The sequence below is a fragment of the Pseudomonas sp. PVC-5-1 genome (assembly GCF_057444345.1).
The window spans coordinates 570254-596894 of the sequence record NZ_CM172024.1 but is presented as its reverse complement, the minus strand read 5'-3'; the positions used below and the strand labels follow the sequence as shown (position 1 = coordinate 596894).

Below are 26641 nucleotides of genomic sequence, written 5' to 3'. Positions count from 1 at the left end.
CAAGCCATATGGGAGGAGGTGTAGTCCATGCGCAAATTATTGATTGGCTCGTCGATCCTGGCTTGTCTCGTGGTGTTGGGCGGCTGGTTGAGTCGACCGCAGCCAGTGCAGGTCAGGCTGCTGGAAGTTGAGCGGGGGCCGGTTGAGACGGTGGTGGCCAACACGCGCGCGGGTACGCTGAAGTCCTGTCGACGCTCGCACCTGTCCTTCAATGTCGGCGGCCAGGTTGCCGAGTTGCTGGTCAGCGAGGGCCAGCGGGTCCAGCCGGGTCAGGTGCTCATGCGGCTTCGGCAGGACGAGCAACAGGCAAGGCTGCAGGAGGCCGAGGCGCGGCTGGAGGCCCAGCGCAACAGCCGCGAACAGCGCTGCCAGCAAGCTCTGCTGGACCGGCGCGACCTTGATCGCCTCGGCCAGTTGGCCGACCGCAAGTTGATTGCCGCCGACCGCCTCGATCAGGCCACGACCAAGGCCAACCTGGCGAAGTTGATGTGCAGTGCCAGTGCCGTGCTGATCCGCGAGGCCGACGCCAGCCTGCAGTTGCAGCGTTCACTGCTGGAACAGACAACTCTGCGTGCACCATTCGCCGGCATCGTCGCAGAAATCAACGGCGAACTCGGCGAGTTCGTCACCCCTTCCCCGCCAGGTATTCCCACGCCGCCGGCAGTCGACCTGATCGACGACAGCTGCCTGTTTGTAGAAGCACCGATCGATGAGGTGGACGCTGCCCGGGTTCACCCAGGAACCGCCGTACGGATCAGCCTGGATGCCTTCCGTGGTCAGCATTTCACCGGCCGCGTCAGCCGCATCGCGCCCTATGTGCGCGAACTGGAGAAGCAGGCGCGCACCGTCGATGTCGAGGTGCGCTTCGACCAGCCGCCGGCAGACCTGGCCCTGCTCACCGGCTATAGCGCCGATGTCGAGATCCTCCTGGAGCAGCACGCGGGTGCCTTGCGCATCCCCACCGAGACCCTGCTGGAGGGGCAGCGTGTGCTGCGATATGACCCGAGCGCCCGGGTGTTGCGCGAGGTGCAGGTGCAAACCGGGCTGAGCAACTGGCGCTGGACCGAGGTGCTTGCAGGGCTGGACGAGGACGCACGCATAGTCGCCAGCCACGAGCAGGAAGGGCTCAAGGATACCGTGGCGGTGATCCCGGTGGATGCCGCGGAGACCGAGAAATGATCCGCCTGCGCGGCGGTAGCCGCAGCTTCCAGTTGGGCGAACAGCAGGTGATGGGGCTGGATGGCCTGGACCTGGACATCGCCGCCGGTGACTACATGGCGGTGATGGGCCCGTCGGGCTCGGGCAAGTCGACCTTGCTGAACATCCTCGGCCTGCTCGATGCGCCGAGCGCCGGCGAATACTGGCTGCAGGGCGAGGCCACGGCGGCGCTGAGCGAGGCGCGCCGCGCCCAGTTGCGCAGCCGGTTGATAGGTTTCGTGTTCCAGTCCTACCACCTGATCGCACGGCTGACGGTGCTGGAAAACATCGAGCTGCCGATGGTCCTCGCCGGCATTGGTGCGGCACAACGGCGCAAGCGCAGCAGCCAATTGGTGGCACGACTGGGGCTGGGCGAGCGCATTGCCCACCGCCCGGCCGAGCTGTCCGGTGGCCAGCGCCAGCGCGTGGCGATCGCCCGGGCGATGGTCATGCAACCGGCGCTGCTGTTGGCCGACGAACCCACCGGCAATCTCGATAGCCAAGCCGGCGCCGAGGTCTTCAGCCTGCTGGAGGAGCTCAACGGCGAGGGCCTGACCCTGATAGTGGTGACCCACGATGCCAACCTGGGCGCCCGTGCACAGCGCCAGCTGCACATGCGTGACGGGCGGATCCACAGTATTGCGCCGCAGTGGGCGCTGGCCTGATGCGCGCTGCCGATGCCCTGGGCTTCTGGCTAGGTGCCTTGCGCGGGCATCGCTCACGCAGCCTGATGCTACTGCTGGCCATCGCTATCGGGGTGGTCGCGGTCAATCTGCTCACCGGTCTTGGCGCGGGGGCGCGGGCCTTCGTCCTGAACGAATTCTCGCTGCTCGGGCGCGACATCCTCATCGTTTTCCCGGGGCGCAAGGAAACCACCGGGCGAATGCCGCCGCTCACCGGCCTGACGCCACACGAGTTGACCTTGCAGGATGTCCAGGCCATCACCCGGTTGCCGGGCATCCGCCGGGTCGCGCCGCAGCAGGCCGGGCAGATGGAGGTGATAGTCGGCAACCGCAATCGTGAGGTGCTGACGCTGGGCACCACCCGGGACTTCTTCGCCATTCGCCAACTGACGGTCGTCCAGGGCCAACCCCTGCCGACGCTGGACCCTGAGCAGGCCGAAGCCGTCTGCGTGATCGGCGGCAAACTCCGGCGCGAGCTGTTCGGGGCTCGCCCGGCCCTGGGTGAATGGTTGCGCGCTGGCGACCGGCGCTTCCGGGTGGTTGGCATTCTCGGCGAGCGGGGCGAATCGCTGGGGATGGATTTCGCCGAGATGTTGATCATCCCGGTGGCCAGCGCCCAGGCCTTGTTCAATAGCGAGGGGTTGTCGCGGGTGTTTGTCGAGGTGCATGGTCCGAGCTTTCTCGACCGTAGCAAGCAGCTGATACTCGCCACGCTCAAGGAGCGCCACGAGGGTGAGGAGGACGTCACCCTGGTCAGCCAGGACAGCCTGCTCAGCGCCTTCGACCAGATACTCGCGGTGCTGACCCTGGCGGTGGCTGGCATTGCCGCGATCAGCCTGCTGGTGGCAGGCATCCTGATCATGAACGTGACCTGGATTGCAGTGAGCCAGCGCAGCGCCGAGATCGGCCTGCTCAAAGCCATAGGCGTGACGGCGGCGCAGCTGCGCCTGCTGTTCCTCGGCGAGGCGGCGCTGTTGGCCCTGACAGGGGCACTGGCAGGGCTGCTGCTGGCCGAAACCTTGCTCTGGCTGGGGCGCCTGGCGTTCGATCTGCCGCTCTATGCCCCCTGGTGGGCGCGGGTTGGCGCCGTGCTGCTGGCACTCGGCACGGCGCTGCTTTTCGCCTGGCTGCCTGCCGCTCGGGCCTCGGCGCTGGAGCCGGTGGCGGCGCTACGCCCGCCGGGGGCGCACTGATGCGCTGGCAAGATGGTTTCCGGCTGACCAGCTCGGCGCTGACCTGCCGCCCGCTGCGCAGCCTGCTGACCCTGCTCGGGGTAGCGATCGGCATAGCCGCCGTGGCGCTGCTCACGGCCATAGGCGAAGGCGTGCGCGGCTACGTGCTGGAGAACTTCTCGCAGTTTGGTACGCGGATCATCACCGTGCGCCCGGGCAAGACCCAGACCAGCGGCCTCGGCGGCCTGCTTGGCAGCGTGCGGCCACTGACCATCAGTGACACCGACGCCCTGCGGCGCTTGCCGCATGTCGAGGCGGCGGTGCCGATCATTCAGGGCAGCGGGAATATCCAGTTCGGTCAACTGAGCCGACGCAGCGACATTCTCGGTGGCGGCCATCAGATGGCGCAGGCCTGGCGCATGCAACTGAGCCTGGGCGAGTTCCTGCCCCCGGCCCGTGACGGCCGTTCGCCGCCCTATGTGGTGCTCGGCCATCAGCTGCGTACCGAGCTGTTCGGGGCGCGCAACCCGCTGGGTGAGCTGATCCGCGTCGGCGGCGTACGTTTCCGGGTGATCGGCGTGATGGCGGAGAAAGGCCAGTTGCTCGGTTTCAACCTCGACGATATCGCCTACATCCCAGTGGACTGGGCGGAAAGCCTGTTCAACCGCACCGGGGTGGTCAAAGCCCATGTGGTGTTTGGCGCCGGTACCACTTCACGGGCGTTGAGCCGGCAGATTCGCGAGGTGCTCGGCGAACGACACGGTGCGGAGGACTTCAGCCTGACCACCCAGGACGACATGCTGCGCAGCTTCAACCGCGTTCTCGGCACCCTGAGCCTGGCCATTGGTGCCTTGGGGGGCATTTCGCTGTTGGTCGGCGCCGTCGGCATTCTCACCATCATGACGACCACTGTGGGCGAGCGCACGGCAGAAATCGGCCTGTTGCGGGCGATTGGCGCCAGTCCGCGGCAGGTACTTGGGTTGTTTCTCGCTGAAGCGACGCTGCTGTCCCTGGCCGGTGGCCTGCTTGGCCTGCTGTTGATGGGCCTGCTGCTGGGGCTACTGCACCTGGCCATGCCGAGCCTGCCCTTGGCGCTGCAACCGCTGTTTCTGCTGCTGGCGCTGCTGCTGGCGGCGCTGCTCGGTATTCTCGCCGGCCTGGCACCGGCCGTGCGGGCGGCTCGCTTGCATCCGGTCGCGGCGCTGCGCATCGAGTAGCGGCCAGGCCAAAGAGCCCCTTGATGGGGCTGCTTTGCAGCCCTTCGCGGGCACGCCCGCTCCCACAGAATACATAACCCAAAGATTTCGCAGGGCACTGTGGGAGCGGGTTTACCCGCGAACACCGGCAAAGCCGGTGCCATACACCGTGTCGCATTCTTCGCGGGTGAACCCGCTCCCATAGGATGGGAGGCGCGCTTACTGAATTTGACCCACCACAAGCTGACAGAAAAGTAATCTGAAGCTCAGCCAGCTGACAGCGCAGGTCCGCTAGCGTTAAGGAAGATTGTGGGGCTTCTCGACCCACGGCTGGGGCGTTCAACCGCCTGAATACCAGCAACTTTTCGACTGACTGGACGCAACGGCATGCAAAGCAAAACCACCAGACGCTCCTTCGTCAAAGGCCTTGCCGCTACCGGACTGCTTGGCGGGCTTGGCATGTGGCGCGCGCCGGTCTGGGCCGTGACCAGCCCGGGCCAACCGAGTGTGCTGAGCGGCACCGACTTCGACCTCTACATCGGTGAGCTGCCGGTCAACATTACCGGCGCTGCGCGCACCGCGATGGCCATCAACGGCTCCATACCCGGGCCCATCCTGCGCTGGCGCGAAGGCGATACCGTCACGCTGCGTGTGCGCAACCGCTTGCAGCAGGACACCTCCATCCATTGGCACGGCATCATCCTGCCGGCGAACATGGACGGCGTGCCGGGCCTGAGCTTCCATGGCATCGCCCCCGACGGCATGTATGAGTACAAGTTCAAGGTCCAGCAGAACGGCACCTACTGGTACCACAGCCACTCCGGTTTCCAGGAGCAGGTCGGGGTGTATGGTGCCCTGGTCATCGATGCGAAAGAACCTGAGCCGTTCACCTATGACCGGGACTACGTGGTCATGCTCAGCGACTGGACGGATGAAGACCCTGCACGGGTGCTGTCCAAGCTCAAGAAGCAGTCCGACTACTACAACTACCACAAGCGCACGGTGGGCGATTTCGTCAACGATGTGAGCGAAATGGGCTGGTCCGCCGCAGTAGCCGACCGCAAGATGTGGGCCGAGATGAAAATGAGCCCCACCGATCTCGCTGACGTGAGCGGCTACACCTACACCTACCTGATGAACGGCCAGGCCCCCGACGGTAACTGGACGGGCGTGTTCAAGCCGGGCGAGAAAATCCGCCTGCGCTTCATCAACGGCTCGGCCATGACGTATTTCGATGTGCGAATTCCCGGCCTGAAGATGACGGTTGTCGCGGCGGATGGGCAGCATGTAAAGCCCGTTTCGGTCGACGAGTTCCGCATTGCCGTTGCCGAAACCTACGATGTCATCGTCGAACCCGAAAGCGAGCAGGCTTACACCATTTTCGCCCAATCCATGGACCGTACCGGGTATTCCAGGGGCACCCTGGCGGTTCGCGAGGGCTTGCAGGCCCCTGTTCCCGCTGTCGATCCACGGCCGACCATTTCCATGAGCGATATGGGCATGGATCATGGCGGCATGGCTGGCATGGACCACGGCAGCATGGCAGGCATGGACCACGACAACATGGCCGGCATGGACCATGGCGACATGGCTGATACCAGCGCGCCCATGCAGAGCCACCCAGACTCCGAGAGCAACAACCCGCTGGTCGACATGCAGACCATGACCCCGACACCAAAACTGGACGATCCGGGCATCGGGCTGCGTGACAACGGCCGCCGTGTGCTGACCTATGCGGACCTGCGCAGCACCTTCCCGGACCCGGACGGCCGCGCGCCTGGTCGCACAATCGAGCTGCACCTTACCGGCCACATGGAAAAGTTCGCCTGGTCCTTCGACGGCATCAAGTTTTCCGATGCCGAGCCACTGCGCCTCAAGTATGGCGAGCGCCTGCGCATCACCCTGGTCAACGACACCATGATGACCCACCCCATCCACCTGCATGGCATGTGGAGCGACCTGGAGGATGAGAACGGCAACTTCATGGTGCGCAAACACACGATCGACATGCCGCCTGGCTCAAAACGAAGCTACCGCGTCACTGCAGATGCTTTAGGACGTTGGGCCTATCACTGTCACCTGCTGTTCCACATGGAAATGGGCATGTTCCGCGAAGTCCGTGTGGACGAATGAACTGGAGATCCGAGATGAGCAAACCAATGAAACGAAGCGCGTTTTTCCTCTCTGCTGCAATGGCCGGCCTGTTTGCCGTTTATGCCCCGTCGTCGTGGTCCGGCGACAACAATCAGCAGCCTGCCGATGCCGCAAAAGCCAAGGGTGCCCAAGGCATGGACCATGGTTCGATGAAGGGCATGGATCATGGCGCCATGAAGGGCATGGACCACGGTTCGATGAAGGGTATGGACCATGGCTCGATGCAAGGCATGGACCACGGCAAGATGATGGAATCCCATGGCAGCGACAAAGCCGAGGCAGGGAAAGATGCTCAATAGCCTGGCACGACCATCGCTGCTGGCATTGACCGTTTCGCTCGGCGTGCTGGGCGCTGCGCCCAGCTTCGCCGCTGAAGAAATGGACCATTCGATGATGGACCACGGCAAGATGGATCATGGCAGCATGCCGGGCATGGATCATGGGGCCATGGATCATGGAGCCATGAACCATGAAGCGATGGATCATTCGAAAATGAACCACGGCTCGACGGATACGCCGACGACCAGCCGTACCCCGATCCCGGTGCTGACCGATGCCGACCGCCAGGCAGCCTTCCCCCCATTGGGTGGGCATCAGATGCACGACAGTGCTATCAACAGCTTCTTCCTGCTGGATCAGCTCGAGTACCAGGATGCGGATGAAGGCAGCACGCTGGCCTGGGATGCTTCTGGCTGGGTAGGCGGCGATATCAACCGGCTGTGGATCCGCTCCGAAGGTGAACGCACCAACGGTGTCACCGAGGATGCCGAATTGCAGCTGCTGTACGGCCGCTCGATCAGCCCATGGTGGGATGTGGTTGCCGGGGTGCGCCAGGACTTCAAGCCTGAATCCCCCCAGACCTGGGCGGCGTTCGGTATCCAGGGCATGGCGCTTTACGACTTCGAAGCCGAAGCCACCGCGTTCATTGGCGAGAACGGCCAGACTGCCGCGCGCCTGGAAGGCGACTACGACATTCTGCTGACCAACCGCCTGATCCTGCAGCCGACCGCTGAAGCCAATTTCTATGGCAAGAACGACCCTGGGCGCGGAGTGGGTTCCGGCCTGGCCAATACCGAAGTCGGGCTGCGCCTGCGCTATGAAATTGTCCGCCAGTTCGCCCCCTACATCGGCGTCACCTGGAACCGCTCCTACGGCAAAACCGCTGATTTCGTCCGCGACGAGGGTGGTGATGTGGATGAAGCGCGTTTCGTGGCCGGTATCCGCATGTGGTTTTGAGAACCAGACATGAAAAGAACAATAACAACGCTTGTTGCAGCAGGCGCGGTGGCCAGCGTGGCCGTGCTGGGTGCTGCGTACTCCGGCCTGGTCAACGTCGGGGCCGATGATCCCCATTTCCCCGCCGTGCATGCCTTTCTGGCCATGGCACGGGACCGCTCGATCGCAGTACGGGCCAGGGACATCGAGGTGCCGGACCTGAAAGATGAAACGCTGATTGGTGCCGGCGCCGGTAACTACAACGCCATGTGCATCGGTTGTCACCTTGCCCCTGGCGTCGAGAAGACCGAGCTCAGCCAGGCTCTGTATCCATCGCCCCCCAACCTGACCAAAAGCGGGATCGGTGGCGACCCCGCTGCGGCGTTCTGGATCATCAAGCACGGCATCAAGGCCTCCGGCATGCCGGCATGGGGCAAGAGCATGGGCGATGAATACATCTGGGGCATCGTCGCCTTCCTGGATCAGCTCCCCCAGTTGAACGCCCAGCAGTACAAAACGATGGTCGCGGCCAGTGGCGGCCACCAGCATGGTGGTGGCGAAAGTGAAATGCACAACCATGAAGGCCAGCACCGCGGCAACGTGCCTGGCCATCATGGTGAGCAGGCCTCGGGCGCAAGCCAGCATGATGAGGGGCATTCAAAGGCCCATACTCATCGCGATGGCAAGCAGCACATGCATAAAGACTGAAGGCAGGTTACGACCGAGCGCCGCGCGGGCGGCGCTCGGTCTCATAGGCGCTGAAATTGCCAAGGCGAACACCTTGCGGCCCTCATGCGAACTGAAGGCAAGCACTCACTGCTTCATGCCCAACTCAGCATCATCCATCAGCGCCTTGGCCATCGCACTCAGGTAGTGCGCAGCCCAGATCATCATCGGTTTCTCATCCATCAGGCCGGTGATGGTCAGTTCGCGGACATAGCCCATCAACTCTGAGGACTGCTCGCGGGCATCGCGGCAGGGGATGCCGGGCTCGATGCGGAACAGTGGATGGGTGCCGTGTTCGCCCTGGTAGAAGGTGGTTTTGCCGACGGTGAACTGGGTGTCTTCTGTGGTCATTGTTGAATCCCCCTGAAATTTCTCGACTGCTTGCTCTGGCCCTTTCGCGGGCACGCCCGCTCCCACAGGTACTGTGCAAGTCTTGAGTACTGTGAAGATCCTGTGGGAGCGGGCGTGCCCGCGAAGAGGTCGGAACAGGCAACACATTGCTTATGCCCTAGTGCAAAGTCCTGGGCCCAGTGGGCATCTGCACCTGAATCAATGCCGACTCCAGCAAAGCCCGCAGCGTCTCCAGTTCATGCATCGACGTCATCATCAAAATCGACGCTGGCGACTTGGGCTGCAACAACATTGCCTGATGCACCACGGTTGTGGCGCACAGCACGTAGTCCGTGGCCTGGATCAGGGTGTCTTCAAGGGAATGAATATCGTGGGGTGGATCAGGAACAATCTTAAGCATGGTGACACTCTCTATTAGGTTGGCTAGAGCTGCCACTCATGACTTGCAGTGTGATGGGTGGCAGCCACGTACGGGTCTGCAAGACCGGCAGAGAGCAAAATCCGGCAGGTTCGAAAACCTCCCGTACGCAGCCACCATTAAGCGCGCGCAATGGCATGCCATTGGCATCGGTGATCGGCATTTTGCTCTGGACAGGCTTGCAGGCCCGGTCGCTGATTTGGCAACGACAGGGCCACACTAGGCCGCCAGGAACACCACCGCAATGGCTCAAGGGCGCTAGGAAGCTATTTCAGAAATGGCCTACGCGCAACGGGAAAAATCTGATTATCAGAAGTCATACCACGGCTCGAATGAAGGGATATCTCGGTAAACCCGTCAGCCCTTCACACACACCACCTGCCGCAAGGTGTGCACCACCTCCACCAAGTCCTGCTGCGCGCGCATCACCGCATCGATGTCCTTGTAGGCCATGGGGATCTCGTCGATCACCTCCTTGTCCTTGCGGCATTCCACATGCGCCGTGGCCCGCCGCTGGTCTTCCACGGTGAAGCGGCTCTTGGCCTTGGTCCGGCTCATCACCCGGCCGGCACCATGGCTGCAGGAACAGAAAGACTCCTCGTTGCCCAGCCCTCGCACGATGAAGCTCTTGGCCCCCATCGAGCCGGGAATGATGCCTAACTGCCCTTGCTGCGCCGACACCGCCCCCTTGCGCGTCACCAGCACCTCTCGGCCAAAATGCTGCTCGCGCTGCACATAGTTATGGTGGCAGTTCACCGCTTCCAGGCTGGCCTCGAACGGTTTGCCCAGCGCCTTGCGAGCCGCACCGACCACCGCCAGCATCATCAGTTCGCGGTTCTGCCTGGCGTAATCCTGCGCCCACTCCACCGCTTCGACGTAGTCGGCGAAATGGCGGCTGCCTTCCTCGAAATACGCCAGGTCCTTGTCCGGCAGGTTGACCAGGTGCTGGCGCATGTCGGCCTGGGCCAGTTCGATGAACAGGTTGCCGATGGCATTGCCCACGCCCCGGGAGCCGCTGTGCAGCATGAACCAGACGCGGTCGGCCTCATCCAGGCACACCTCGATGAAGTGGTTGCCGCCGCCCAGCGTCCCCAGGTGATGGCGGTTATTGGTCTTCTCCAGCCGCGGGTACTTGTCGGTGATGGCCTTGAAGCGCCCGGCCAGCTGCCCCCAGGCCTTGTCCGCCTTGGCTGGCACATCGGCCCAGGCGCCCTGGTCACGTTTGCCGAAGGTCTTGCCATGCGGCACGGCGTGCTCGATGGCATTGCGCAGGCCATGCAGGTTGTCCGGCAGGTCGCGGGCGTGCAGCGACGTGCGCGCGGCGATCATGCCGCAGCCGATATCCACCCCCACCGCGGCGGGGATGATCGCGCCAACCGTGGGTATCACACTGCCGATGGTCGAGCCCTTGCCCAGGTGCACGTCCGGCATCACTGCCAGGTGCTTGAAGATGAACGGCATCCTGGCCGTGTTGAGCAGTTGCTTGCGGGCGTCGTCTTCCACCGGTACGCCGTCGGTCCACAACTTGACCGGCTTGCCGCCGGCGACCTGGAGAATGTCCATGGGGTTGTTCCTCGAATGCATAGCCGAATGATACCGCCAAAGGTCGTAGAGCCGTGGGTTGCCAGCGAGGTGGCAATGTGCTGTATGCTTGGCGGGTCTTCAGGGCGGGGTGAAAGTCCCCACCGGCGGTAAATCGAAAGATGAGCCCGCGAGCGCCCCGGCCATGTCGGGGGTCAGCAGATCTGGTGAGACTCCAGAGCCGACGGTCATAGTCCGGATGAAAGAAGGCGTCAGGCAGGGGCCATCCGGGCGCCCCTGCGCGCGCATTTTGTTCGCCCCGAGACGTTCATCGATCATTCACGAGGAGCGTTTCATGTCCACCACGCACCACCCGCAATTCCCCAATGTCAGCGCCGCCATCGCCGCCTTCCGGGCCGGGCGCCCTGTGCTGCTGCTCGACGACGACGACCGCGAGGACGAAGCGGACATCATCGCCGCCGCCGAGAACATCTCGCTGCAGACCATGGCCATGATGATTCGCGATTGCAGCGGCATCGTCTGCCTGTGCCTGGACGAGGCCACCGTCGACGAACTGCAACTGGCACCCATGGTGCAGAACAACCAGGCCCGCCATGGCACCGGCTTCACCGTCACCATCGAGGCGGCGGAAGGCATTACCACCGGGGTGTCCGCCCAGGACCGCATCACCACCATTGGCGCGGCATTGCGCTCTACTGCGGAGCAGCGCCATATCGTCAGCCCGGGGCATGTATTCCCGCTGCGCGCCCGCAATGGCGGGGTGCTGACCCGCCGTGGCCACACCGAAGGCTCGGTGGACCTGGCACGCCTGGCCGGGTTGCGCCCGGCGGCAGTGCTGTGCGAACTGATGAACCCCGATGGCACGATGGCCCGTGGCGAGCAAGTGGCGGTGTATGCGCGGCAATACAATCTGCCGGTGCTGACCATCGAGGAACTGGCGCGGTACCGTGAGGCCATGCTGGAGCTGGAAGCAGAGCCAGCCTGACAGGCCACCTTGGGGCCATTCGCGGGCTTGCCCGCTCCCACAGGTGCACTACAGGTCTTGAAGACTGTGATGTACCTGTGGGAGCGGGCAAGCCCGCGAAAGGGCCCTTGAAACCAACAGCGTTGCCCCTGAAGTTTGCTCCCCCCGCCCCGCTCTGCTAGTGTCGCGCCGTTCTGAATGCCACCGAGACAGTCGCCATGGCCCGCAAAAAAGCCTCCCTCGATTTCGAGCAATCCCTCGCAGACCTGCAAGCACTGGTCGAGCGCCTGGAGAACGGCGAGTTGTCGCTGGAAGAGTCGCTGGCCGCCTTCGAGCAAGGCATCGCCCTGACCCGCGATTGCCAGGGTGCCCTGGCCCAGGCCGAACAGAAGGTGCAAATCCTGCTGGAACGCGATGGCGAACTGGCTGCTCAGCCCTTCGACGCGGAGCCGGAAGCATGATCGGCACCTACCAGGCCAGCTGCCAGGCGCGGGTCGACGCCGCCCTCGAACCGTTGTTCGTCGCCCCGACCAAAGAACTCGAACGCCTTTACGCCGCCATGCGCTACAGCGTGATGAACGGTGGCAAACGCGTTCGTCCGCTGTTGGCCTATGCGGCCTGCGAAGCCTTGGGCGCCCCGGCCGAACAGGCCAACGGCGCAGCCTGTGCGGTGGAACTGATCCACGCGTACTCGCTGGTGCATGACGACCTGCCGGCCATGGATGACGACGACCTGCGCCGCGGCCAGCCGACCACCCACAAAGCCTTCGATGAAGCCTGCGCGATCCTCGCCGGCGACGGTTTGCAGAGTCTGGCCTTCAGCGCCTTGCTCGACCCGCGTCTGAGCCCGCAGGCTGACAGCATTCGCCTGGCCATGGTCCAGGCCCTGGCCAAGGCTGCCGGCCCGGCAGGCATGGTCGGTGGCCAAGCCATCGACCTGGGCTCGGTTGGCCTGAAGCTGGACCAGCAGGCGCTGGAGTTCATGCACCGGCACAAGACCGGCGCGCTGATCGAAGCCAGCGTGCGCCTCGGCGCCCTGGCCAGCGCCCGCGCCGAACAGGCGCAACTGGATGCCTTGCAGACCTATGCACAGGCGATCGGCCTGGCCTTCCAGGTGCAGGACGACATTCTCGACGTGGAAAGCGATACCGCCACCCTGGGCAAACGCCAAGGGGCCGATATCGCCCGTGACAAACCGACCTACCCGGCGCTGCTGGGCCTGGAAGCGGCCAAGGCCTATGCGATCGAACTGCGCGACCAGGCGCTGGTCGCACTGCAAGGGTTCGGCGAAAAGGCCGAACCGCTGCGGGCGTTGGCGCGTTACATCGTCGAACGCCGCAATTAAGCAACGACACCAATCCCTGTGGGAGCGGGTTTACCCGCGAATGCGATGTTGAGTTTACCGCCGCATTCGCGGGTGAACCCGCTCCCACAGGGGCCGCGTAACCCGTGGTTGAATGGGCAGTATTTCCTACAATGGGGTAAACTGCCGCGTCTTCACACACCTATAACGACTCGCCTGATGCCCACGACGTTTCAAGAGATCCCCCGCGAACGCCCGGTCACGCCGTTGCTCGACCGCGCTGACACGCCTGCCGGCCTGCGCCGGCTGGCCGAAGCCGACCTGGAGACCCTGGCCGACGAACTGCGCCAGGAACTGCTCTACACCGTGGGTCAGACCGGTGGGCATTTTGGTGCCGGCCTGGGTGTCATCGAGCTGACCATCGCCCTGCACTACGTCTTCGACACCCCCGACGACCGGCTGGTGTGGGACGTGGGGCACCAGGCCTACCCGCACAAGATCCTCACCGGGCGCCGTAACCGCATGCTCAGCCTGCGCCAGAAGGACGGCATCGCCGCCTTCCCGCGCCGCAGCGAGAGCGAGTACGACACCTTCGGCGTCGGCCACTCCAGCACCTCGATCAGCGCTGCACTGGGCATGGCCATTGCCGCCCGCCTGCAGAACAGCGACCGCAAGTCGATCGCTGTGATCGGTGACGGCGCGCTGACCGCCGGCATGGCCTTCGAGGCGTTGAACCACGCCCAGGAAGTCAACGCCGACATGCTGGTGATCCTCAACGACAACGACATGTCGATTTCGCGCAATGTCGGCGGCCTGTCCAACTACCTGGCCAAGATCCTCTCCAGCCGCACCTACGCGAGCATGCGCGAAGGCAGCAAGAAAGTGCTGTCGCGCCTGCCAGGCGCCTGGGAAATCGCCCGCCGCACCGAGGAGTACGCCAAGGGCATGCTGGTGCCGGGCACGCTGTTCGAAGAACTGGGCTGGAACTACATCGGCCCGATCGACGGCCACGACCTGCCGACCATGATCGCCACCCTGCGGAATATGCGTGACCTCAAGGGCCCGCAGTTCCTGCACGTGGTGACCAAGAAGGGCAAGGGCTTCGCCCCGGCCGAGATCGACCCGATCGGCTACCACGCCATCACCAAGCTGGAGCCGGCCGACAAACCCGCCGCACCGAAGAAAGCCAGCGGCCCGAAATACTCCGCGGTGTTCGGCCAGTGGCTGTGCGACATGGCTGCCGCCGACAACCGCCTGGTGGGCATCACCCCGGCGATGAAGGAAGGCTCCGACCTGGTCGAGTTCAGCGAGCGCTACCCGGAGCGTTACTTCGACGTGGCGATCGCCGAGCAACATGCCGTGACCCTGGCGGCCGGTATGGCCTGCGAGGGCAGCAAGCCGGTGGTGGCGATCTACTCCACCTTCCTGCAGCGCGCCTACGACCAGCTGATCCACGACGTGGCGGTACAGAATCTTGACGTGCTGTTCGCCATCGACCGCGCCGGCCTGGTCGGCGAAGACGGCCCGACCCACGCGGGCAGCTACGATCTGTCATACCTGCGCTGCATCCCGGGCATGCTGGTGATGACCCCAAGCGACGAAAACGAGCTGCGCAAGATGCTCAGCACCGGCCACCTGTACAACGGCCCGGCGGCTGTGCGCTACCCGCGTGGCACCGGCCCGAACGCGCCGATCAGCGGTGACCTGGAGCCGCTGGAAATCGGCAAGGGCGTGGTCCGTCGCCAGGGCGAGAAAGTCGCCTTGCTGGTGTTCGGCGTGCAACTGGCCGAGGCCATGCAGGTGGCTGAGCAGATCAACGCTACCGTGGTCGACATGCGCTTCGTCAAACCGCTGGACGAGGCACTGGTGCTGGAACTGGCCGCAAGCCATGAGCTGCTGGTGACCATCGAAGAAAACGCCATCATGGGCGGTGCCGGTGCGGCTGTGGGTGAGTTCCTGGCCAGCCAGGCGATCGTGAAACCGCTGCTGCACCTGGGGTTGCCGGACATCTATGTCGAGCATGCCAAGCCGGCGCAGATGCTGGCTGAGTGCGGGCTGGATGCGGCTGGGATCGAGGCTTCGGTGAAGGCTCGGATGGCCAGGCTCGGGTTGTAATCCCTTGGGGGCCGCTTTGCGGCCCTTTCGCCGGCAAGCCAGCTCCCACCTCGACCGCGCCAGCCTCAAGCCATGCGCTATCCCTGTAGGAGCCTGGCTTGCCAGCGATCGAGGGCGCAGCCCTAGCAGAACCTCACCTGGGCGTTGGTGCTTTAGCCTCGAGCAACGCACACAAACGCGCCGTAGCTTCGATCATCTGCCCACTAGGCCGCTCCAGGCCTTTGTCTGGCACCACCAGTAAACGATCATCGGCAACCGCACGCAGTTGCGGCCAGGCCTTCCAACTCTCCAGCTGCGCCTGATCACCCGCCAGAATGACCTGTGGGTTGCGCAGCAGCACAGACTCCACATTTACCTGCGGCGCCGCCTGGGTGAGATCGGCGAAGACATTACGCGCGCCGCAAACGGCCAGGGCATCGCTGACCACCTGCCGGCCACCGAGCGTGTACAGCGGTCGGTCCCAGACCTGGTAGAACACCTGCAGGGGATCGTCCCGTCGATACTGCCGGCGCAGCTGCCGCAACCGGTCACGCAGGGCCTGGGCATACCGATGGCCCTGTTCGGCACGGCCGATTCGTTCGGCGATGGCTTCGATCTGCTCGATCAGCTGGTCGATGTCATGGGGTTCTGCGCTATACGTTGCGATACCCAGGCGCTTGAGCTGGTCGCGTTGGGCCGGCGGCACGCTGCCCGGCCACAGCAGCAACAGGTCGGGGCGCAGGCTGAGCAGGCGTTCGAGGTCCAGTTGCCCCTGGCGCCCCACCGAGGGCAACTCGCGCAGCGCCGCCGGCCGTTCGCCACCGTCGAGCACACCGACCAGCAGGTCATCGGCCTGCAGTTCGAGCATGATCTCGCTCATCGACGGGGCCAGGCTGACCACTCGCAGGGGTTCGGCGGCCAGTGCGGAGCAGACGAGCAGCGCCAACAGGCCGGGCAGCAGGCGCATCAGCCGAGCTGGCGTGGAATACGATAGAGGTACAGCACCACTGCAGTGGACAACGCCAGCAGGATCTGCGGCACCGCCTCGAGGCCGACCAGCACCGACAAAGCGGCGACCCAGGCCGGGAAGCAGGCATACAACATAGCCAGGCGCCGCACCCGCGCCAGTTCGATCCAGGCGGCGGGCTCTTCTCCAGTGCCGAGCACCTTGGAAGTGGCGATGAGGGCGCGCTTGTAGGCACCGAAGCGCGGCAGGCTGAGGAACATGGTCGCCGCGCCGGCAATGAACAGTGGCATGGCCAGCACCGAGGCCAGCGCATCACCGCCACCGAAGGCCCAGGCCATCACTGGCAGCGGCACCAGGCCCACCGCCAGGTATTGCCACCAGGCCAGCGCCAGGCGCCGCTTGACCTCGGCGCGGGTCACGCCTGAGGCACCTCGCCCTGGTGCTCGTTACCCAGCATGTGGCCCAGCTTGCCGGCCTTGGTTGCCAGGTAGTAGCGGTTGTGCGGGTTGTGCCCGGTGTGCAGCGGTACGCGCTCGGCGACGACGATGTTCATGTCGGTCAGGGCTTTGACCTTGCGCGGGTTGTTGGTCATCAGGCGCAACGACTTCACGCCCAGGTGCTCCAGCATCGGCAGGCACATGGCGTAGTCGCGCTGGTCGGCGGCGAAGCCCAGGCGCTCGTTGGCCTCGACGGTATCGGCGCCACCGTCCTGCAGCTCGTAGGCGCGAATCTTGTTCAGCAGGCCGATGCCACGGCCTTCCTGGCGCAGGTACAGCAGCACGCCACGGCCTTCACGGGCGATGGCCTGCAGCGCGGCTTCCAGCTGCGAGCCGCAGTCGCAGCGCTGGCTGAACAGGGCATCGCCAGTCAGGCACTCGGAGTGCAGGCGCCCCAGCACCGGCTGGCCGTCCGCGATGTCACCCAGGCTGAGCACCACGTGCTCACGGCCAGTGGCTTCGTCGAGGAAGCCATGCATGGTGAAGGTCGCGAAGGGAGTCGGGAGTTTAGAGGCGGCAACAAAGACGACGGGCACGTTGTGCTCCTGGAATAAGTTTAAATTTCTCGTGGGCCGATTGTATCAGCAGGTTGGGGGATGTGGGCTGGCTGAATACCGTGGGGTAAGATCGAAAAGTTCGATGCTTAGCAGAGGTCTGTACTCGATCCTGTGGGAGCGGGCATGCCCGCGAACACCGGCGTAGCCGGTGCCTCCCACCGCGGTGGATTCTTCGCGGGCACGCCCGCTCCCACAGGGCCCGTGTCAGCCGATGAAACGGGTTGCTCAATGTGGTTTGCTATCCGGGCTGAACGGATACGGCTGCTGCCAGTGCTCGAAGATCGGCTTCAGCTCACCACTGCGCACCAACTCGGCCATGCGCTTGTCGAACAGGTCGCGCAGGGCCTTGGCCTGGTCGCTGCGGGCAAAGGCCAGGTACAGCGGCAGTTCGGCCACATGGGTGCGGCGGAAGCGCTCGGGCTGGGAGGTCTGGCCGAGCACATAGTCGATCTCGGTCAGCGCATCGATGTAGAAGTCCACACGGTCATGCTCGAGCATCGGCAGGATGCCTTCGCGGCGCTGGACTTCGCGGAAGTCATGCACATCGGGCAGATAGCTACCGAAGTCGTAGCCACGCACCCAGGCCAAGCGGTAGCGACCTATGGTCTGCCGAGTAGGCACTGGCTTGCCGACCAACCCTAGCGCGTAGATGTGGTCCATGTCGAAGTGCCAGCGCGGGTACAGGTTGTCGTCGTTCTCTTCCTTGTACGAGCCTACCCAGGCGTCAGCCTCGCCACGCTTCACCAGCCCGACCGCACGGCTGTAGGGCGCGCTCTGGGTCACTACCTTGACCCCGGCCGGCTCGAACACCTTGCGCAGCACGTCCCAGGCTACCCCGGTACCGTCGGCGTTGGTGTAGTCGAGCCACTCTTCGCTGACCAGGTGGATCTGTTTCGGCACACCCTCGGCAGCCGCCGCCCACGGGGCAAGGCTCAGCAGCATTGCCAGCAGCACGGTCCTCATGGCCATTCACACGCTCCCTGTATCAGGCAACCGCCCAAACCAGAACCTGCATCCCCAGCCAGGCAAACACGCCAGCCAGGATATCGTCGAGCATGATGCCAACGCCCCCATGCACATGGCGGTCGACCCAGCGGATAGGCCACGGCTTGAGAATGTCGAAGAAGCGGAACATCAGGAACCCCGCCAGCAGCCACTGCCAGCCTTCCGGCACCAGCCAGAGGGTTATCCACATGCCGACGATCTCGTCCCAGACAATGCCTTCATGGTCGTGCACGCGCAAGTCATTGGCGACCTTGCCGCATAGCCAGAAGCCGAACAGCATGCTCACGCCCAGCAACAGCCAGTAGCCCCAGTCGGGCAGCATCTGCCACAGCGGGATGAACGGTATGGCCACCAGCGAGCCCCAGGTGCCCGGCGCCTTTGGCAAGGTGCCAGAACCGAAACCGAAGGCGATGAAGTGCCACGGGTTGCGCCAGACCGAAGGCGGAACAAACTCCGCAGGCACCTGGTTGGGGTGATCGGTCACGGTGTCTCCCTAAAATGTTGATAGCCGCGTTGCCGCGGGGTGATGTCCTGGCCCTGCCGGTCGCGCAGGCACACACCCTGCCCTTCGAGCACCCGCCCGATGACGTGGAATGCCGCCAGGCCTTGTGCCTGCAGGTATGAAAGCTCGGCTGGCGGCAAGGTGAACGCCAGCACGTAGTCATCGCCACCGGTCAGCGCCGCGTGTACGGCCGCCTCGGCGCCGAGCAAGCCCTGCAGGGCGGATGACACCGGCACCTGCTCCAGGTTCACTTCGAGCGCCACGCGGGAGCCCTTGGCGATATGCCCGCAGTCGGCCAGCAGGCCGTCGGAAATATCCAGTGCCGAAGTTGCACGCCCGCGCAGCAACTGGCCCAGGGCGAACTGCGGCGACGGCGACCAGTAATGGTCGAGCAACGGTTGCGCCAGCGCGGCATCGGCCTGGCGCTGGCCCAGCACCAGCGGCAAAGCCCCTGCCGCGTTACCCAACTCGCCCCCGACGCAAAGCAGGTCGCCCGGGCGAGCGCCATCACGGCGCAACGCCTGCCCCACCGGAACCCGGCCGAACACGGTTATGGTGATACTCAGGGGGCCGCGAGTGGTGTCGCCACCGATAAGGCTTAGCTGGCAGTGGCCGGCCATGCGGTTGAGGCCGCTGGCGTAGGCTTGCAGCCAGTCGGCGCTGACCTCGGGCAAGGTCAGGGCAAGGGTGAAGCCGATGGGGGTAGCGCCCATGGCAGCCAGGTCGCTGGCCGCCACGGCCAGCGAGCGCTGGCCGAGCAACCAAGGGTCGCACAGAGCCGGAAAATGCACCCCGGCAACCAGGGTGTCGGTGGACACCGCCAGTTGCTCGCCGGCAGGAAGGCCCAGCAAGGCGCAGTCGTCACCAATGCCAAGGGCCACGCCTTCACCGCCTTGCGCACAGGGCGCGGCGGCGAAGTAATGGCTGATCAGCTCGAACTCACCCATGGTCCGCAAGCGCCAGGATCAGCGCTTGTTCGCCTTGACTTCTGCTTCGCGCAGGTTCGGGGCCAGCTTGTCCAGCACACCGTTGACGAACTTGTGGCCATCGGTGGCACCGAAGACCTTGGCCAGCTCGACACCTTCGTTGATCACCACGCGGTACGGTACGTCGACGCGTTTGATGAACTCCCAGGTAGACAGACGCAGCACGGCCAGCTCGACCGGGTCGAGCTCTTCCAGTGCCAAGTCCAGGCATGGCTTCAGGGCGCTGTCGATTTCGCTCTTGATCGCCGGGACCCCATGCAGGATCTCGCGGAAATAAGCGCCGTCGACATCGGAGAAATCGTTATCGACCCGGAACTGCGCTTCGATCTCGTTCAGCGAATGCTGCGCCATGTGCCACTGGTACAGTGCCTGGGTCGCGAGCTTGCGGGCTTCGCGGCGCTTGGCACTCTTCGATGGCTTGCCGGCATCCGCAGGTTTTGGATCGCGCGGGTTGAAACGATCGCTTTCGTCGCTAATCACTTGGCCTCCAACTGCGCCAGCAGGCTGACCATTTCCAGAGCGGACAGGGCAGCTTCAGCACCTTTGTTGCCGGCCTTGGTGCCGGAACGCTCGATGGCCTGCTCGATGGAGTCGACGGTCAGTACGCCGAAGGCCACCGGAACACCGAACTCCATGGACACCTGGGCCAGGCCCTTGGTGCATTCGCCCGCCACGTATTCGAAGTGCGGGGTACCACCACGGATCACGGCGCCCAGGGCGATGATCGCGTCGTAGGCGCCTTGCTGGGCGACCTTCTGTGCCACCAGCGGGATTTCGAATGCACCCGGGGCACGGATGATGGTGATGTCGCTTTCGCTGACACCGTGGCGTACCAGGGCATCAACGGCACCGCTTACCAGGCTTTCGACGACGAAGCTGTTGAAGCGGCCAACCACCAAAGCATAGCGACCTTTGGGGGCGATGAAGGTACCTTCGATGGTCTTCAGGGTCATTCCGATATTCTCATCTTCAAGAGCGAGGCCGCATGCTGGCGGCCTCGACAGGGGTATGGACTCGAGCTGGAGGGCGTCACTGCCGCCTCAAGTCACTCGGAGGGCACGTATTCTACAACTTCCAGATCGAATCCGGATATCGCGTTGAACTTCATCGGCGAACTCATCAGGCGCATCTTGCGCACACCGAGGTCGCGCAGGATCTGCGAACCTGCACCCACGGTGCTGTAGGTGGTCGGTGCCTTGACTGGTGCATCGCCAGCGCTTTCGCGGATGTGCGCCAGCAGCACGTCGCCGTCCAGCGGGTGCCCCAGCAGCAATACCACGCCGCTGCCGGCCTCGGCCACGGCAGCCATGGCGGCGCGCAGGCTCCAGCGGCCCGGTTGCTTGACCAGCAGCAGGTCGCGCAGCGGGTCCATGTTGTGTACGCGGACCAGGGTCGGCTCTTCGGCGCAGATCTTGCCCAGGGTCAAGGCCATGTGCACGTCGCCTTCCACCGCGTCGCGGTAGGTGACCAGGTTGAACTCACCCAGCTCGCTCTCGACCGGTTGCTCGGAGACGCGCTGCACGGTGCGCTCGTGGATCATGCGGTAGTGGATCAGGTCGGCGATGGTGCCGATCTTCAGGCCGTGCTCGGCGGCAAACACTTCCAGTTCGGCGCGGCGCGACATGGTGCCGTCGTCGTTCATCACTTCGCAGATCACGCCACTTGGCTCGAAACCGGCCATGCGTGCCAGGTCGCATGCGGCCTCGGTGTGGCCGGCACGGGCCAAGGTACCGCCAGGCTGGGCCATCAGCGGGAAGATGTGGCCAGGGCTGACGATATCTTCGGCCTTGGCGTCCTTGGCGGCTGCCGCCTGCACGGTACGTGCGCGGTCAGCGGCGGAGATGCCGGTGGTGACACCTTCGGCGGCTTCGATCGACACGGTGAACTTGGTGCCGAAGCCCGAGCCGTTGCGCGGCGCCATCAGCGGCAGCTTCAGGGTCTCGCAGCGCTCGCGGGTCATCGGCATGCAGATCAGGCCGCGGGCGTGCTTGGCCATGAAGTTGATGTGCTCAGGCAGGCAGCACTCGGCCGCCATGATGATGTCGCCTTCGTTCTCGCGGTCTTCGTCATCCATGAGGATGACCATTTTGCCCTGGCGGATGTCTTCGACCAGTTCTTCGATGCTGTTGAGCGCCACGCGGCACCCCCTTCTCAATCAGGATTTCAAGAAGCCGTTGGCGGCCAGGAAGCTTTCGGTAATGCCACTGCCCTTGCTCGGTTCGGCAGCCTTGTCACCCAGCAGCAGACGCTCCAGGTAACGGGCCAGCAGGTCGACCTCAAGGTTTACCCGACGCCCTGCACGGTAGTCGGCCATGATGGTTTCGGACAGGGTGTGCGGGACAATGGTCAGCTCGAACTCGGCGCCATTGACCTCGTTGACCGTCAGGCTGGTGCCGTCGACGGTGATCGAACCCTTGTGGGCGATGTACTTGGCCAGTTCCTTCGGTGCACGCACGCGGAACTGGATGGCGCGGGCGTTATCGCTGCGCGAGATGATTTCGCCGACCCCGTCGACGTGGCCGCTGACCAGGTGCCCGCCCAGCCGGGTAGTGGGAGTCAGGGCTTTTTCCAGGTTGACCTTGCTGCCGCTCTTGAGGTCGATGAAGGCGGTGCGCTTGAGGGTTTCGACGCTGACGTCGGCCCAGAAGCCGTCGCCCGGCAGTTCGACGGCGGTCAGGCACACGCCGTTGACGGCGATGCTGTCGCCGAGCTTGACGTCACCCAGGTCGAGCTTGCCGGTTTCGACGTATACGCGCACGTCGCCACCCTTGGGGGTCAGGCTGCGGATGGTGCCGATGGATTCGATGATGCCGGTGAACATGGGGTCTTCCTCAAAAACGTTTTGCGCAGGGCAAGCCAGGCATTATACGCGGGGTGCCGGCAGGGGGATGGCCGTGACCCGCCAGTCATCGCCCACTGCGCGCATTTCAGTAATTTTCAGCCGCGGCGCTTCGCTCATCTTGTCCAGTGGCCAGTCCAACAGCGGACGGGCCTGGGAACCAAGGAAAGTGCCGGCGACGAACAGCTGGTACTCGTCGATCAGGCCTTGCCGGGCGAAGGCGCCGACCAGGCCGGCACCGGCTTCCAGCAGGACTTCGTTGATGCCGCGGGCCGCCAGGGCCTGCAGCAACGCCGACAGGTCTACATGGCCATTGTCACCCGGCAAGCTGAGCAGTTCGTGGCCGGCAGCGGCATAGCGCGGGTCATCTGCGACAGCGGTCACCACCAGCGCCGGGCCAGCCTGGAAAAACGGCGCATCCAGCGGCAGGCGCAGGTGGCCATCGATCAGCACTCGCAGCGGTGTGCGGCTGAGAGCCAGGGCAGTGGTTTCGGCATCCAGGCCCAGCTCGGCGCCGCGCACGGTCATCCGCGCGTTGTCGGCCAACACGCTGGTGGCGCTGGTAAGTACCACGCTGGAGCGGGCACGCAGGCGCTGCACCGCCGAGCGGGCGGCCGGGCCGGTGATCCACTGGCTTTCGCCACTGGCCATGGCGGTGCGGCCATCCAGGCTCATGGCCAGCTTGGCGCGAACGAACGGCAGGCCGTGCTCCATGCGTTTGAGGAAACCGGGGTTGAGTGCGCGGGCCTCGGCCTCGAGCACGCCGCTGGCCACTTCGATACCGGCCTCGGCCAGGCGCCGCAGGCCCTGCCCCGCCACTTGCGGGTTGGGGTCCTGCATGGCGGCTACCACCCGTGCTACCCCGGCCTTGACCAGCGCTTCGGCGCACGGCGGCGTGCGGCCATGGTGGCTGCACGGCTCGAGGGTGACATAGGCACAGGCGCCACGGGCACGCTCACCAGCCTGTCGCAGGGCATGCACTTCGGCATGCGGCTCGCCGGCGCGCACATGCCAGCCTTCGCCGACCACCTCGCCATCGCGCACGATCACGCAGCCTACGCGCGGGTTCGGGTGGGTGGTGTACAGGCCCTTGCGCGCCAGCTCCAGCGCGCGGGCCATGTAGTGGGCGTCGAGGATGGCAGCTTGGCTGGGCATGGTCACTCTTTAGCCGGCTCGCGAGCCAGGCGGTCGATTTCTTCGCGGAACTCGTCGAGGTCCTGGAAGCGCCGGTAAACCGAGGCAAAACGGATATAGGCCACTTCGTCGAGCTTGCGCAGCTCGGCCATGACCATCTCACCCACCACCAGCGATTTGACTTCACGCTCGCCGGTGGCACGCAGGCGGCTCTTGATATGCGCCAGCGCAGCTTCCAGACGCTCGACGCTGACCGGGCGTTTTTCCAGTGCCCGCTGCATGCCGGCGCGCAGTTTTTCTTCGTCGAAGGGTTGGCGCGTGCCGTCCTGCTTGATCAGCCGGGGCAGCACCAGCTCGGCGGTTTCGAAGGTGGTGAAGCGCTCGCCGCAGGCGACGCATTCGCGGCGGCGGCGCACCTGCTCGCCCTCGGCGACGAGGCGAGAGTCGATGACCTTGGTGTCGTTGGCACCGCAAAAGGGACAGTGCATGGTGGCAGGCAACAAAAAAAGGGAGGGCCATGGTAGCGCATCCCACTGGCAAGACAAGCCAAAGGGGTTAACATCCATGGGAAATCTGCCCGTGAAGGACTACCCCATGCACTATCGAGCGCTCGTCGTGCTGTGCTGCGCCGCCCTGCTCGCCGCCTGCAGCAGCGACAGGCCGAAGCCCGACACCCCTCCGGCACCCACGCCAGCCCGCACGGCCAAGCCGACCGCAGTACTGGGCCCGCTGCCGGCCTACCAGCGCGAGCTGAGCGGCACCTTGCTGGAAATCCCCGCCGGTGCCGACGTGGAGCTGGCCTTGCTGGTCATCGACGAACGCGACCGCCCACAACGCTTGCTGGCCAGCAGCAACCTGACCGGCACCGGCCAGGCCCTGCCCTACCAACTGCGCTTCAACCCCGAGGCCTTCCCCGCCGGTGCCCGGGTCGAGCTGCGCGGCCGCGCCAGCAGCTCTGGCCAGCTGATCATGCACCTGCCGCCGGTGCGCATTACCCAGGCCCAGACCCAGGCCATCGGCCCGCTGCGTTTCGAGAAGGCGCCGTAAGTGGCGCCAGTCTCCCTACAACAGCCCCTGCAACAGGCCCTCAGCGGCATGATCGGCGAAGCGCGTCTTGTCGTCAGCGAGCTGCCCGGCTGCGACCTCAAGCTGTGGCTGATCGACGACCAGAACATGGACCGCGCCTTCAGCAGCGAAGAGACCCGGCGCATTCTTGAAGAACCGCCCTACTGGAGCTTCTGCTGGGCCAGCGGCCTGGCCATGGCCCGTTACCTGGCCGAGCACCCGCAATGGGTAGCCGGCAAGCGCGTGCTGGATTTTGGCGCCGGCTCCGGTATCGCCGGTATTGCCGCCGCCCGCGCCGGTGCGCTGGAAGTGGTGGCCTGCGACCTCGACCCGTTGGCACTCGATGCCTGCCGCGCGAATGCCGCGCTGAACGGGGTGGAACTGGGTTACAGCAGCGATTTCTTCGCCGAAGACGATCGCTTCGACCTGATCCTGGTTGCCGACGTGCTGTACGACCGCGCCAACCTGCCGCTGCTGGATGCCTTCCTCGGCCGCGGGCGCCAGGCGCTGGTGGCCGACTCGCGGGTACGCGACTTCAGCCACCCGCTGTACCAGCAGCTGGGCGTGCTGGAAGCGCTGACCCTGCCGGACCTGGCCGAGCCGCACGAATTCCGCCGGGTCAGCCTGTACCACGCCAGCCGCGACACCTTATAGTGGTGTTATCCACGAGTTTGCGAGAGTCGCGATGACCCAAGACACGCCTTACATTTTCGACGCTACCGATGCCACCTTCCAGCAACTGGTTATCGAGAACTCCTTCCACAAACCGGTGCTGGTGGACTTCTGGGCTGAGTGGTGCGCGCCGTGCAAGGCACTGATGCCGCTGCTGGCGAAGATCACCGAGGGTTACCAGGGCGAGTTGCTGCTGGCCAAGATCAACTGTGACGTGGAGCAACAGGTAGTTGCCCAGTTCGGCATCCGCAGCCTGCCGACCGTGGTGCTGTTCAAGGACGGCCAGCCGGTGGACGGTTTTGCCGGTGCGCAGCCGGAATCGGCGATCCGCGCGATGCTCGAGCCGCACGTGCAACTGCCTGCCGCGCCTACCGCCTCGCCGCTGGAGCAGGCCAAGGGACTTTTTGCCGAAAGCCGTTTTGCCGAGGCCGAAGCACTGTTGCAGGCACTGCTGGGTGAGGACAACAGCAATGCCGAGGCACTGATTCTGTATGCCCGTTGCCTGGCCGAGCGCGGGGAGCTGGGTGAAGCCCAGGTGGTGCTGGATGCGGTCAAGACTGACGAGCACAAAGCTGCACTGGCCGGCGCCAAGGCACAACTGACCTTCCTGCGCCAGGCCGCCAGTCTGCCGGAAGTGGCTGACCTGAAAAGCCGCCTGGCGCAGAACCCGCAGGATGATGAAGCGGCTTATCAGCTGAGCGTGCAGCAGTTGGCGCGCCAGCAGTATGAAGCGGCGCTGGAAGGGTTGTTGAAGCTGTTCCAGCGTAACCGTGGTTATGAGAACGGGCTGCCGCAGAAGGCGTTGCTGCAGGTGTTCGAGCTGCTGGGCGGTGATCACCCGCTGGTCGGCGTGTATCGTCGCAAGTTGTCGGCGGCGATGTTCTGACCTGAGGCCTATTGCGAGGGCTTTGCCCTCGTTCGCGGGCACGCCCGCTCCCACAGGGTACGCACTGAATTCAATACCGGTGGTATACCTGTGGGAGCGGGCAAGCCCGCGAACGAGGCCAGCACAGGCAATACAGATTTATCCCACCCAGTGATACACCGGCGCGTCCACGCCACTTTCCACCTTGACTTCACGGCTATGCCGCAAGCGCACCAGCAGCCGTTTACCCGCCGCCGTACTCCCAGCCAGCCCCTCCAACCGATCCAGCAATTCCGGCCCGCTCATCTGCCCTGCCAGGCGCAACACCTCACGTGCCGCAGTCCATTGCCCGTCATCCTGACGAGTTGTCGCCACGGTTTCCGCTGTTGCGGTCTGTGCCACCGCAGGCAATTCGATCCGCCGCCCCAGTTGCGCCCACTCTTCAGGCGCCAGCTCGATGGTCAGATCCACAGGCCAGTCACCAATCTGTCCACGAATTCTCATGCTGCATTCCCTGAACCCAAGTCAATGCCACCA

At 64.6% G+C, this 26641-nt stretch carries 31 protein-coding genes and 1 riboswitch; of the genes, 15 read left to right on the top strand and 16 right to left on the bottom strand.

Features of this window, described 5'->3' with window-relative positions; all coding sequences use genetic code 11:
• Positions 1 to 27: 27 nt before the first annotated feature.
• The 8 genes from AC2T3R_RS02715 to AC2T3R_RS02680 all read left to right on the top strand — a co-directional run bounded on the left by AC2T3R_RS02715 (position 28) and on the right by AC2T3R_RS02680 (position 8325).
• A complete protein-coding gene (locus tag AC2T3R_RS02715) occupies positions 28 to 1179 on the top strand; it encodes an efflux RND transporter periplasmic adaptor subunit (RefSeq protein ID WP_486744607.1) in 1152 nt (383 codons plus the stop codon).
• Positions 1176 to 1862: an ABC transporter ATP-binding protein gene (locus AC2T3R_RS02710; protein ID WP_039614639.1), complete on the top strand. Its 687-nt coding sequence runs from the start codon at positions 1176 to 1178 to the stop codon at positions 1860 to 1862. Before AC2T3R_RS02715 ends, AC2T3R_RS02710 begins: the two co-directional genes overlap by 4 nt.
• On the top strand, positions 1862 to 3073 hold the full coding sequence (locus AC2T3R_RS02705) for an ABC transporter permease (protein WP_410953618.1): 1212 nt from the start codon (positions 1862 to 1864) through the stop codon (positions 3071 to 3073). The genes AC2T3R_RS02710 and AC2T3R_RS02705 overlap by 1 nt, the downstream gene beginning before the upstream one ends.
• A complete protein-coding gene (locus tag AC2T3R_RS02700; RefSeq protein WP_486744606.1) occupies positions 3073 to 4269 on the top strand; it encodes an ABC transporter permease in 1197 nt (398 codons plus the stop codon). The genes AC2T3R_RS02705 and AC2T3R_RS02700 overlap by 1 nt, the downstream gene beginning before the upstream one ends.
• A gap of 366 nt (positions 4270 to 4635) precedes the next feature.
• On the top strand, positions 4636 to 6381 hold the full coding sequence (locus AC2T3R_RS02695) for a copper resistance system multicopper oxidase (RefSeq protein ID WP_486744605.1): 1746 nt from the start codon (positions 4636 to 4638) through the stop codon (positions 6379 to 6381).
• Entirely contained in the window at positions 6378 to 6701 is a 324-nt protein-coding gene (locus tag AC2T3R_RS02690; RefSeq protein WP_085665397.1) for a hypothetical protein, read from the top strand. Before AC2T3R_RS02695 ends, AC2T3R_RS02690 begins: the two co-directional genes overlap by 4 nt.
• Entirely contained in the window at positions 6691 to 7638 is a 948-nt protein-coding gene (locus AC2T3R_RS02685; protein ID WP_486744604.1) for a copper resistance protein B, read from the top strand. Before AC2T3R_RS02690 ends, AC2T3R_RS02685 begins: the two co-directional genes overlap by 11 nt.
• 9 nt (positions 7639 to 7647) lie before the next feature.
• The gene (locus tag AC2T3R_RS02680) at positions 7648 to 8325 is read left to right on the top strand and encodes a c-type cytochrome (RefSeq protein ID WP_486744603.1); all 678 of its coding nucleotides are present in this window, start codon (positions 7648 to 7650) and stop codon (positions 8323 to 8325) included.
• Between the two features lie 105 nt (positions 8326 to 8430).
• Here the strand turns inward: AC2T3R_RS02680 and AC2T3R_RS02675 are convergent, their stop codons facing one another.
• The 3 genes from AC2T3R_RS02675 to AC2T3R_RS02665 form a co-directional block, all read right to left on the bottom strand.
• Positions 8431 to 8694 carry a DUF3077 domain-containing protein gene (locus AC2T3R_RS02675; protein WP_085617830.1) on the bottom strand — a complete coding sequence of 88 codons (264 nt, stop codon included), beginning with the start codon at positions 8692 to 8694 and terminating at the stop codon, positions 8431 to 8433.
• A gap of 157 nt (positions 8695 to 8851) precedes the next feature.
• Positions 8852 to 9094 carry a hypothetical protein gene (locus tag AC2T3R_RS02670; RefSeq protein ID WP_085721427.1) on the bottom strand — a complete coding sequence of 81 codons (243 nt, stop codon included), beginning with the start codon at positions 9092 to 9094 and terminating at the stop codon, positions 8852 to 8854.
• A 375-nt stretch (positions 9095 to 9469) separates the two neighbouring features.
• Complete coding sequence (locus AC2T3R_RS02665) at positions 9470 to 10675, bottom strand: RtcB family protein (RefSeq protein WP_486744602.1); 1206 nt, start codon at positions 10673 to 10675, stop codon at positions 9470 to 9472.
• Positions 10676 to 10766: 91 nt separating this feature from the next.
• Positions 10767 to 10908: riboswitch (FMN riboswitch) on the top strand.
• A gap of 80 nt (positions 10909 to 10988) precedes the next feature.
• Between AC2T3R_RS02665 and ribB the strand changes: the two genes are divergently transcribed.
• From ribB to dxs, 4 genes are all read left to right on the top strand, one after another.
• Positions 10989 to 11639, top strand: a complete 651-nt coding sequence (gene ribB, locus AC2T3R_RS02660; RefSeq protein WP_061303931.1) for a 3,4-dihydroxy-2-butanone-4-phosphate synthase — start codon at positions 10989 to 10991, stop codon at positions 11637 to 11639.
• Between the two features lie 197 nt (positions 11640 to 11836).
• Positions 11837 to 12079: an exodeoxyribonuclease VII small subunit gene (locus tag AC2T3R_RS02655; RefSeq protein WP_003255380.1), complete on the top strand. Its 243-nt coding sequence runs from the start codon at positions 11837 to 11839 to the stop codon at positions 12077 to 12079.
• A complete protein-coding gene (gene ispA / locus AC2T3R_RS02650; protein WP_039614624.1) occupies positions 12076 to 12963 on the top strand; it encodes a (2E,6E)-farnesyl diphosphate synthase in 888 nt (295 codons plus the stop codon). The genes AC2T3R_RS02655 and ispA overlap by 4 nt, the downstream gene beginning before the upstream one ends.
• 177 nt (positions 12964 to 13140) lie before the next feature.
• Complete coding sequence (gene dxs / locus AC2T3R_RS02645) at positions 13141 to 15036, top strand: 1-deoxy-D-xylulose-5-phosphate synthase (RefSeq protein ID WP_024086183.1); 1896 nt, start codon at positions 13141 to 13143, stop codon at positions 15034 to 15036.
• Between the two features lie 133 nt (positions 15037 to 15169).
• Here dxs and AC2T3R_RS02640 read toward each other — a convergent pair whose 3' ends face one another.
• From AC2T3R_RS02640 to nrdR, 12 genes are all read right to left on the bottom strand, one after another.
• Positions 15170 to 15982 (bottom strand): cobalamin-binding protein, encoded by an 813-nt coding sequence (locus tag AC2T3R_RS02640; RefSeq protein ID WP_486744600.1) that lies wholly within the window; start codon positions 15980 to 15982, stop codon positions 15170 to 15172.
• On the bottom strand, positions 15982 to 16401 hold the full coding sequence (locus AC2T3R_RS02635; RefSeq protein ID WP_075044459.1) for an MFS transporter: 420 nt from the start codon (positions 16399 to 16401) through the stop codon (positions 15982 to 15984). The genes AC2T3R_RS02640 and AC2T3R_RS02635 overlap by 1 nt, the downstream gene beginning before the upstream one ends.
• Complete coding sequence (gene ribA, locus AC2T3R_RS02630) at positions 16398 to 17015, bottom strand: GTP cyclohydrolase II (protein ID WP_003260612.1); 618 nt, start codon at positions 17013 to 17015, stop codon at positions 16398 to 16400. The genes AC2T3R_RS02635 and ribA overlap by 4 nt, the downstream gene beginning before the upstream one ends.
• A 246-nt stretch (positions 17016 to 17261) precedes the next feature.
• Positions 17262 to 18005, bottom strand: a complete 744-nt coding sequence (locus tag AC2T3R_RS02625) for a substrate-binding periplasmic protein (RefSeq protein ID WP_486744599.1) — start codon at positions 18003 to 18005, stop codon at positions 17262 to 17264.
• A gap of 16 nt (positions 18006 to 18021) precedes the next feature.
• The gene (locus AC2T3R_RS02620; RefSeq protein ID WP_004376077.1) at positions 18022 to 18525 is read right to left on the bottom strand and encodes a phosphatidylglycerophosphatase A family protein; all 504 of its coding nucleotides are present in this window, start codon (positions 18523 to 18525) and stop codon (positions 18022 to 18024) included.
• Positions 18522 to 19490, bottom strand: a complete 969-nt coding sequence (gene thiL, locus AC2T3R_RS02615) for a thiamine-phosphate kinase (protein WP_410953687.1) — start codon at positions 19488 to 19490, stop codon at positions 18522 to 18524. Before thiL ends, AC2T3R_RS02620 begins: the two co-directional genes overlap by 4 nt.
• An 18-nt stretch (positions 19491 to 19508) precedes the next feature.
• The gene (gene nusB, locus AC2T3R_RS02610) at positions 19509 to 20009 is read right to left on the bottom strand and encodes a transcription antitermination factor NusB (protein ID WP_013970674.1); all 501 of its coding nucleotides are present in this window, start codon (positions 20007 to 20009) and stop codon (positions 19509 to 19511) included.
• Positions 20006 to 20482: a 6,7-dimethyl-8-ribityllumazine synthase gene (gene ribH, locus AC2T3R_RS02605; protein WP_003255395.1), complete on the bottom strand. Its 477-nt coding sequence runs from the start codon at positions 20480 to 20482 to the stop codon at positions 20006 to 20008. The genes nusB and ribH overlap by 4 nt, the downstream gene beginning before the upstream one ends.
• A gap of 92 nt (positions 20483 to 20574) precedes the next feature.
• Positions 20575 to 21666, bottom strand: coding sequence for a bifunctional 3,4-dihydroxy-2-butanone-4-phosphate synthase/GTP cyclohydrolase II (gene ribBA, locus AC2T3R_RS02600; protein ID WP_003259341.1), 1092 nt, complete (start codon positions 21664 to 21666; stop codon positions 20575 to 20577).
• An 18-nt stretch (positions 21667 to 21684) separates the two neighbouring features.
• A complete protein-coding gene (locus tag AC2T3R_RS02595; RefSeq protein WP_003255399.1) occupies positions 21685 to 22350 on the bottom strand; it encodes a riboflavin synthase in 666 nt (221 codons plus the stop codon).
• Between the two features lie 42 nt (positions 22351 to 22392).
• Positions 22393 to 23523, bottom strand: a complete 1131-nt coding sequence (gene ribD / locus AC2T3R_RS02590) for a bifunctional diaminohydroxyphosphoribosylaminopyrimidine deaminase/5-amino-6-(5-phosphoribosylamino)uracil reductase RibD (RefSeq protein WP_410953688.1) — start codon at positions 23521 to 23523, stop codon at positions 22393 to 22395.
• 2 nt (positions 23524 to 23525) lie between these two features.
• The gene (gene nrdR, locus AC2T3R_RS02585) at positions 23526 to 23990 is read right to left on the bottom strand and encodes a transcriptional regulator NrdR (RefSeq protein WP_003255402.1); all 465 of its coding nucleotides are present in this window, start codon (positions 23988 to 23990) and stop codon (positions 23526 to 23528) included.
• Between the two features lie 106 nt (positions 23991 to 24096).
• On the opposite strand from nrdR, the gene AC2T3R_RS02580 reads away from it, so the two are divergent.
• Genes AC2T3R_RS02580 through trxA form a run of 3 tightly spaced genes read left to right on the top strand, consistent with a single transcriptional unit; the run spans position 24097 to position 26125 of the window.
• Complete coding sequence (locus AC2T3R_RS02580; protein ID WP_322491826.1) at positions 24097 to 24549, top strand: YbaY family lipoprotein; 453 nt, start codon at positions 24097 to 24099, stop codon at positions 24547 to 24549.
• Between the two features lie 48 nt (positions 24550 to 24597).
• Positions 24598 to 25221: a class I SAM-dependent methyltransferase gene (locus tag AC2T3R_RS02575; RefSeq protein ID WP_410953692.1), complete on the top strand. Its 624-nt coding sequence runs from the start codon at positions 24598 to 24600 to the stop codon at positions 25219 to 25221.
• A 31-nt stretch (positions 25222 to 25252) separates the two neighbouring features.
• A complete protein-coding gene (gene trxA, locus AC2T3R_RS02570) occupies positions 25253 to 26125 on the top strand; it encodes a thioredoxin (protein WP_013970670.1) in 873 nt (290 codons plus the stop codon).
• Positions 26126 to 26263: 138 nt separating this feature from the next.
• On the opposite strand, the gene AC2T3R_RS02565 is transcribed toward trxA, so the two are convergent.
• Positions 26264 to 26608 carry a hypothetical protein gene (locus AC2T3R_RS02565; RefSeq protein ID WP_023663079.1) on the bottom strand — a complete coding sequence of 115 codons (345 nt, stop codon included), beginning with the start codon at positions 26606 to 26608 and terminating at the stop codon, positions 26264 to 26266.
• Positions 26609 to 26641: the final 33 nt, after the last annotated feature.

Excerpts from the sequence above, each read along its gene's own strand:
- AC2T3R_RS02710 (WP_039614639.1), top strand. The coding sequence starts at position 1,176 with ATGATCCGCCTGCGCGGCGGTAGCCGCAGCTTCCAGTTGGGCGAACAG.
- AC2T3R_RS02575 (WP_410953692.1), top strand. The coding sequence starts at position 24,598 with ATGATCGGCGAAGCGCGTCTTGTCGTCAGCGAGCTGCCCGGCTGCGAC.
- AC2T3R_RS02580 (WP_322491826.1), top strand. The coding sequence starts at position 24,097 with ATGCACTATCGAGCGCTCGTCGTGCTGTGCTGCGCCGCCCTGCTCGCC.
- AC2T3R_RS02675 (WP_085617830.1), bottom strand. The coding sequence starts at position 8,694 with ATGACCACAGAAGACACCCAGTTCACCGTCGGCAAAACCACCTTCTAC.
- AC2T3R_RS02665 (WP_486744602.1), bottom strand. The coding sequence starts at position 10,675 with ATGGACATTCTCCAGGTCGCCGGCGGCAAGCCGGTCAAGTTGTGGACC.
- ribD (WP_410953688.1), bottom strand. The coding sequence starts at position 23,523 with ATGCCCAGCCAAGCTGCCATCCTCGACGCCCACTACATGGCCCGCGCG.
- nrdR (WP_003255402.1), bottom strand. The coding sequence starts at position 23,990 with ATGCACTGTCCCTTTTGCGGTGCCAACGACACCAAGGTCATCGACTCT.
- AC2T3R_RS02690 (WP_085665397.1), top strand. The coding sequence starts at position 6,378 with ATGAACTGGAGATCCGAGATGAGCAAACCAATGAAACGAAGCGCGTTT.
- ribB (WP_061303931.1), top strand. The coding sequence starts at position 10,989 with ATGTCCACCACGCACCACCCGCAATTCCCCAATGTCAGCGCCGCCATC.
- AC2T3R_RS02640 (WP_486744600.1), bottom strand. The coding sequence starts at position 15,982 with ATGCGCCTGCTGCCCGGCCTGTTGGCGCTGCTCGTCTGCTCCGCACTG.
- AC2T3R_RS02655 (WP_003255380.1), top strand. The coding sequence starts at position 11,837 with ATGGCCCGCAAAAAAGCCTCCCTCGATTTCGAGCAATCCCTCGCAGAC.
- AC2T3R_RS02705 (WP_410953618.1), top strand. The coding sequence starts at position 1,862 with ATGCGCGCTGCCGATGCCCTGGGCTTCTGGCTAGGTGCCTTGCGCGGG.
- AC2T3R_RS02595 (WP_003255399.1), bottom strand. The coding sequence starts at position 22,350 with ATGTTCACCGGCATCATCGAATCCATCGGCACCATCCGCAGCCTGACC.
- ribH (WP_003255395.1), bottom strand. The coding sequence starts at position 20,482 with ATGACCCTGAAGACCATCGAAGGTACCTTCATCGCCCCCAAAGGTCGC.
- ispA (WP_039614624.1), top strand. The coding sequence starts at position 12,076 with ATGATCGGCACCTACCAGGCCAGCTGCCAGGCGCGGGTCGACGCCGCC.
- AC2T3R_RS02670 (WP_085721427.1), bottom strand. The coding sequence starts at position 9,094 with ATGCTTAAGATTGTTCCTGATCCACCCCACGATATTCATTCCCTTGAA.
- AC2T3R_RS02695 (WP_486744605.1), top strand. The coding sequence starts at position 4,636 with ATGCAAAGCAAAACCACCAGACGCTCCTTCGTCAAAGGCCTTGCCGCT.
- dxs (WP_024086183.1), top strand. The coding sequence starts at position 13,141 with ATGCCCACGACGTTTCAAGAGATCCCCCGCGAACGCCCGGTCACGCCG.
- AC2T3R_RS02700 (WP_486744606.1), top strand. The coding sequence starts at position 3,073 with ATGCGCTGGCAAGATGGTTTCCGGCTGACCAGCTCGGCGCTGACCTGC.
- trxA (WP_013970670.1), top strand. The coding sequence starts at position 25,253 with ATGACCCAAGACACGCCTTACATTTTCGACGCTACCGATGCCACCTTC.
- AC2T3R_RS02625 (WP_486744599.1), bottom strand. The coding sequence starts at position 18,005 with ATGGCCATGAGGACCGTGCTGCTGGCAATGCTGCTGAGCCTTGCCCCG.
- AC2T3R_RS02715 (WP_486744607.1), top strand. The coding sequence starts at position 28 with ATGCGCAAATTATTGATTGGCTCGTCGATCCTGGCTTGTCTCGTGGTG.
- AC2T3R_RS02565 (WP_023663079.1), bottom strand. The coding sequence starts at position 26,608 with ATGAGAATTCGTGGACAGATTGGTGACTGGCCTGTGGATCTGACCATC.
- AC2T3R_RS02680 (WP_486744603.1), top strand. The coding sequence starts at position 7,648 with ATGAAAAGAACAATAACAACGCTTGTTGCAGCAGGCGCGGTGGCCAGC.
- thiL (WP_410953687.1), bottom strand. The coding sequence starts at position 19,490 with ATGGGTGAGTTCGAGCTGATCAGCCATTACTTCGCCGCCGCGCCCTGT.
- AC2T3R_RS02685 (WP_486744604.1), top strand. The coding sequence starts at position 6,691 with ATGCTCAATAGCCTGGCACGACCATCGCTGCTGGCATTGACCGTTTCG.